At 64.4% G+C, this 5,665-nt stretch carries 1 pseudogene; it reads left to right on the top strand.

From position 1 onward, the window contains the following. Positions 1–5,665 (top strand): annotated as a pseudogene (locus tag EN984_RS20510) (hypothetical protein); the annotation flags it as partial.

The raw sequence follows: 5,665 nt of genomic DNA, 5'->3' as shown, positions 1-5,665 counted from the left end.
GCTTCATCGGCTCGACGCTGTCTGCGACGGGCGGCGGTGGCGCCGTCGTCACCGGCCTTGCCGGAACCGCGACGCTGAACGTCACAGCTCCGCTGTCGATCACCGGCGCCACTGCCACCGGCCTGGCCGTCGCCAATGTCGCCAGCACCGCATCGGCGACCTTCGGGGCGGTGACCGTGTCGGGTGCCACGGGCAATGGCATCGACATCACCAACAATGCCGGCGCCGTCACCTTCGGCACCACCAGCGTGACGATGGGTTCGACCGTCGGTCCAGCCGGCATCAACTTCGCCCTGACCAATGCCGATGTCACATTTGGAACAACCAATGTGACGATGGGCTCCGGCGCCAACCAGACCGGCATCGACTTCAGCGGTTCATCGACCACGGCCGATTTCGGCGTGACAACGATCACCGGCACCGGCGACCTCACCTCGCGCGGCATCGACCTGTCATCGACGACGGGCAACAAGACCATCACCTTTCTGCAGGGCTCCAGCATTTCCAATGCTGGTGTCGGCGTCGAACTGTCGTCGGGCGGCACGACGGCGACGTCGGCCAACGCCAACTTCACCTTCGGCGACGGCGACGCGACTGTGCTGCAATCCTCGATCACAGCGGCCAGTGGCGGCTACACGGTCAACACGATCGGGCTCGATCCGACGCTCGGCAATTATGATTTCGATGATGTCGCCTTCACCGGCAGCGCCAATCTGGCCAGCGCGGTCGGCGGGGTCGTCATGATTTCCCAGGACGGTGGCGTGATCGCTGCCGGCACCAACGGGCTCAGCGCCGCGGTGACCACGGTCACGGCCGCTCAGGCCGATGCCATGACCGGCACACTGACCTTCGCCTTTGTCGGCACGGTCGATCTGAGCGCCACGCCGTTCACGCTCGATTCGGGCCAGTCGATCACCGGCTTCGGCAACGGCAGTTCGATCATCACCTCCGGCACCATCCAGCCGATCAATGTCCAGGGCAATCTCGGCGCCACCGGCGGCAACGTCACCGGCAATGAGGGCGTGGTCAAGAGCACGGGCGGCGATACGTTGCAGCTGCTCGGCAGCAACCAGGTGCGCGACACCGCGTTCGACTTCACCGGCGGCAGCGGTTCGGTCTTCACCATCGACCAGAATGCCGGCGGCTTCAGCAATGTCGGCGGCATCGTTATCCAGGGCGTCACGGTCAGCAATGTCGCCACCGGCCAGACGGCGTTCAAGGTCGCCGGCCTCGACACCAATTTGTCGATCACGGACAACAACGTCAACGTCGCCGGCACGCTGCTCGACGTCGATGGCGGCGCCGGCAACATCACGGTCACGCGCGGCACCTTGCCCAACAGCGGACCGGCGGGCACGCTGACCGGCGGCGGCATCTCGATCGCCAACCGCACCGGCGGCACGATCAACTTCACCGACAAGGTCACAGTCAACGGCAATGGTGCCTCGCTTACCAACAACGCTGGCTCTACGGTCACCTTCGCCGATCTGGACATCACCACATCGGGCGCGACGGCGTTCAGCGCCAGCGGCGGCGGCACGGTCAATGTCACGACCGGCACGATCAACGCCACCAACGCGCAGGCGGTGGCGCTCGACGGCATCACGGCCGGTATCAACTTCGCCTCGACAAGTGCGACTTTCGCTTCCGGCAGCGGCATCGACCTGCAGAACCTGGCCGGCACCGCAAGCTTCGGCACCGGTACGCTGACCAACACCGGTTCGGGCACGTCGTTCAATGTCGGCTCGGGGACCGCAGCCAGCGGCGGCAACGCGACGACTTCCTATGGCGGCACGATTGCCAGCAACGGAACGGGCGCTGCGGCGTCGATCCAGAGCATGACCGGTGGCTCGGTGACGCTGTCGGGTAATCTGACCGATACCAATGCGGCCGCCGGCGGCAACATCGTCGTTGCCGGTAACGACGCAGCCGCGATCACGTTCTCGGGCGCGACCAAGCAGATCAATTCGGGCGCGACGGACGGCGTGAGCTTGGGCATCATTGGCAATTACGGCTCAGGCGCCCCGGCACTCAATACCAACAGCACGATCGACTTCACCCATGGCGGCCTTGATATATCGACAATGGCCGGGGCGGGCTTCGTCGCAATTGGCGATTTAGGCCCGGCTGGCGCAACCTCCACCATTATTACCGTCACCGGCGCGGGCAACAAGATCAATGCCGGCAGCGACGGGCTTGCTGTGTATGGTGCCAATGTCGGCAGCGCCGGCATTACCTTCGACAGCATCTCGGCGGACTCCACGATCCCCCTTCCCGGCGACCCCGGCGGTGCCGGAGTGACGCTGTTGGGCGCCAATCTCGTCGGGGATGTCAACATCGGCGGCCTGAGGGATACTGGATACACCGGCGCCTGGCTGTACGCCCTGAGTGGCACCGGAGAGGTCAATTTCACCGGGACGATCGATCTCGACGTCCAATATGCCGGGTTCAATATCGGCGGTCCCGAGGTTGGTACCGTCAACATCGCCAATGTCGCCGGATCCACCCTGACCATCGATGGCGGCCAGTTCGGCATCATACAGAGCTCGCAGGGCGGGACCGTCAACGTCGGCATCAACGGCAGCGCCAGCATCACGAACACCACCCTCTCGGCTATCAGCCTCGGCGGCGGCAATGACCTGGCCTTCACCACGCTGACCTACAAAGGTTCGATCACGGTCGGTGTGGGCGCGGTGTTAAGCGCCACGGGCGATGCGACCCGTCTGAACATGAGCGGTTCCGTCGTTTCCACCACGTCATCGACGGCCTTCGACTTCTTTGGCCATGCCGAAGGCATATACGATATTTCGAGCACCATCGATCACAGCGGTGGCGAGGGTGTCGCCATCGGCGGCTCGGCCAACGGCACGGTCACCTTCTCCGGCACGTCGAAGATATTCAACACCGGCGCCAACGATGCCATCGTCAAGGCACCGTCGTACGTGATGGACCCGCAGACCAAGGGCACTCTCGCCTTCACCAATGGCGGCCTTGTCATCACCACCAGCAGCGGCGCCGGCTTCACCGCCAGCACCTTCGGTTCGGGAACAGTCAGCGTCACCGGCGCCGGCAACACCATCACGACCACGAACGGCGGCACGGCGCTGAAGCTTGGCGACGCGACGGCGGTCGTCGCCGGGGCGAAAGGCGCGACGGTCGGCGCCGGTGGTATCAAGTTCGATACGATTTCGGTCAATGGCGCGGCGACCGGCATATCGCTCAACAATGTCAGCGGCGGCGTAATCGATCTCGGCACGGTCAACCTGCTAGGCATCACCGGTGCCAATGCGCGCGGTGTCGACATTTCCGGCACGCTCGGCTCGACGTTGAATTTCGCCAGCCTGAACATCGGGCTTGGCGCGGCGAACACCATCGGTCTCGACCTCAACGGCGCGTCGCTCGGCGCGAGCAACATCACCGCTGGCGATTTCGACGTCGACGGCGGCGGTTTTGCCGGCACGATCGGCATCGACATGGCCGACACGACCGGCACCGGCACGATCCAGCTCGGCGACACGGTCAACAACAATCCGGCGGGACAGACCTCCAAGATCGAAAATGTAGGCTATGGGGTCCAGTTCTCCAGCGCCACCAACGCCCAGCTCGTGTTCGGCGACGGCGCCGGCCCGGCCGAATCGTCGATCAAGACCACAGGCGGCCAGGTCATCCACGCCACCGACACTTTGCCGACCAACGGCGACTACAATTTCAACGACGTCAATTTCGATGGCGACATTTCGAACCTGTCCTCCTACAAGGTCTACTATGTCACGGCCGATGCCACCGCCCTTGGCGACGGCAGTCTGCTCAATCCAGGCACCTACGCCAACGCCCAGACGTCTTCGGCCAATGTCATTGTGCTGATCGACAAGACCGTCGACGGCGGCCAGGCGACGATCGACCTCGGCGCGACGTCGTTCCAACTCGATGACGGACAGGTGCTGCTCGCCTTCAAGAGCAACGACGCGGCGATCGATGTCTCCCAGCTCGGGGTCGACACCAGCGCCGGCGCGTCGCCGGCGTTCCACTTCACCACGGTGCAGAATTCGCCGATCATCGCGGCGCCGGCGGGCATCGACACGCTGCGGCCGGTCCTGCAGAGCAATAACGCCACGCAGGTCATCAATCTGGCGACATCAGGCAGCGGCATCTTCACGGGCGGTATCCAGAACCTGATCGTCAGCAATCTCGGTTCCGGTGCGGGCGTTGCCGTCAACGCGAGCGGCGCCTCCAGTTTCTTCGTCAGGAACAACACCATCGCCGCCGGCGGCAACGCGCTCGATTTCTCCACCACGGGAGCTCCGGCCAATACGCTTCTGCTTTCGATCGACGGCAACACGCTCAGCTCGACCGCGTCCGGCCTGGCTGCGTCGTTCACCGGCCAGAACATCGATGCCGACCTGAATTCAATCGCGATCAGATCGTTTGCCGGCAATACGGCGACCGGGGGCGCCGGCAGTGGCGGCATCGCCTTCAACAATGTCCGCTTCGATTCCGACGGCGCCGGCGGCACCGTCAGCGCCGGCACGCTCGGCATCGGTAACCCAGGCGCTCGCGTCCAGGGCAATGGCCTCAGTTTCACCAACACCAGCGGTACCCTTAATCTGGGCACGCTCAGCCTTGCCAACAATGGCGGCACCGGTGTCATCGCCAACACCAAAACCACCACCTTCACGCTGAACAACACCGGTGGCGTGGTCACCACCACCAACGGCGCGGCGTTCGATCTCGATCCGCTGACCGTCAACATGACGTTTGCCACCGTAAACGCCAGTGGCGGCGCGAGCGGCATCATCTTCGACGGCGTCGCTGGTACCTTCACCGTTACTGGCGCGACCGCCATCGGCAACACGACAGGCTTTGGCATCGATGCCGTCAACACCAACACCGGCACCTTCAACTTCAACACGGTGACGGTGAACAATGCCACCGTCCCCAACACAGGCGGCGGTATCCGAGTCCAGACCGGCACGCTCAACGTCACCGGCCTCGCCAACATCGACACGACCAGCGGCGTTGGTCTCTCGCAGGCCGGCGGCACAACCAGCTTCACCAACGGCTTGACCATCGACACCACCGCCGGCACCGGCATTCTCGCCACCGGCGGCACGATGGGCATCACCGCTACGGCTGCCGCCCAGACGGTGAACGCAACCGGCGGCACAGCGATCAATCTCTCCGGTGTCGCCGCCACCATCGCGCTCGATTCGACCTCGTCGGCCGGTGGCATCAACAATGTCAGCCTGACCGATGTCACGGGTATTGTTGGACTTGGAACTGGTGCGCTGAGCGGCGCAACGGGCGCGTCGTTCAATGTCGTCGGCGGCACGGCTGCCGTGAGCTATTCGGGCACGGTCAACAATTCGGGCGCATTCAGTCCGGCGCTGAATGTCCAGAGCCGGCTTGCCGGCGCCGGCCTCGTCGCCCTGAACGGCAATCTGACGGCCAGCGGGCTGGGCGTATCGCTGAACAACAATGCAGGCGGCACGGTGACGGTGTCCGGCGCCTCGAACAGCTTTACCGGCGGGGGCACCGGCATATCGATCACCGCCAACACCGGCGGCACCTACAACATCAGCGGCGCCAGCTACGCCATCGGCATGAGCAGCGGCGGGCTTGGCGCCGATATTGCCGGCCACAGCGCCCCGGTGACGGTCAATTTCAA

Origin of the sequence: Mesorhizobium sp. M7A.F.Ca.CA.004.12.1.1, assembly GCF_003997835.1 — a bacterium.
In the GTDB taxonomy this organism is placed as follows: Bacteria; Pseudomonadota; Alphaproteobacteria; order Rhizobiales; family Rhizobiaceae; genus Mesorhizobium.
Note: the sequence above shows the minus strand (reverse complement) of the source record. Positions and strands in the feature narration are given on the sequence as shown.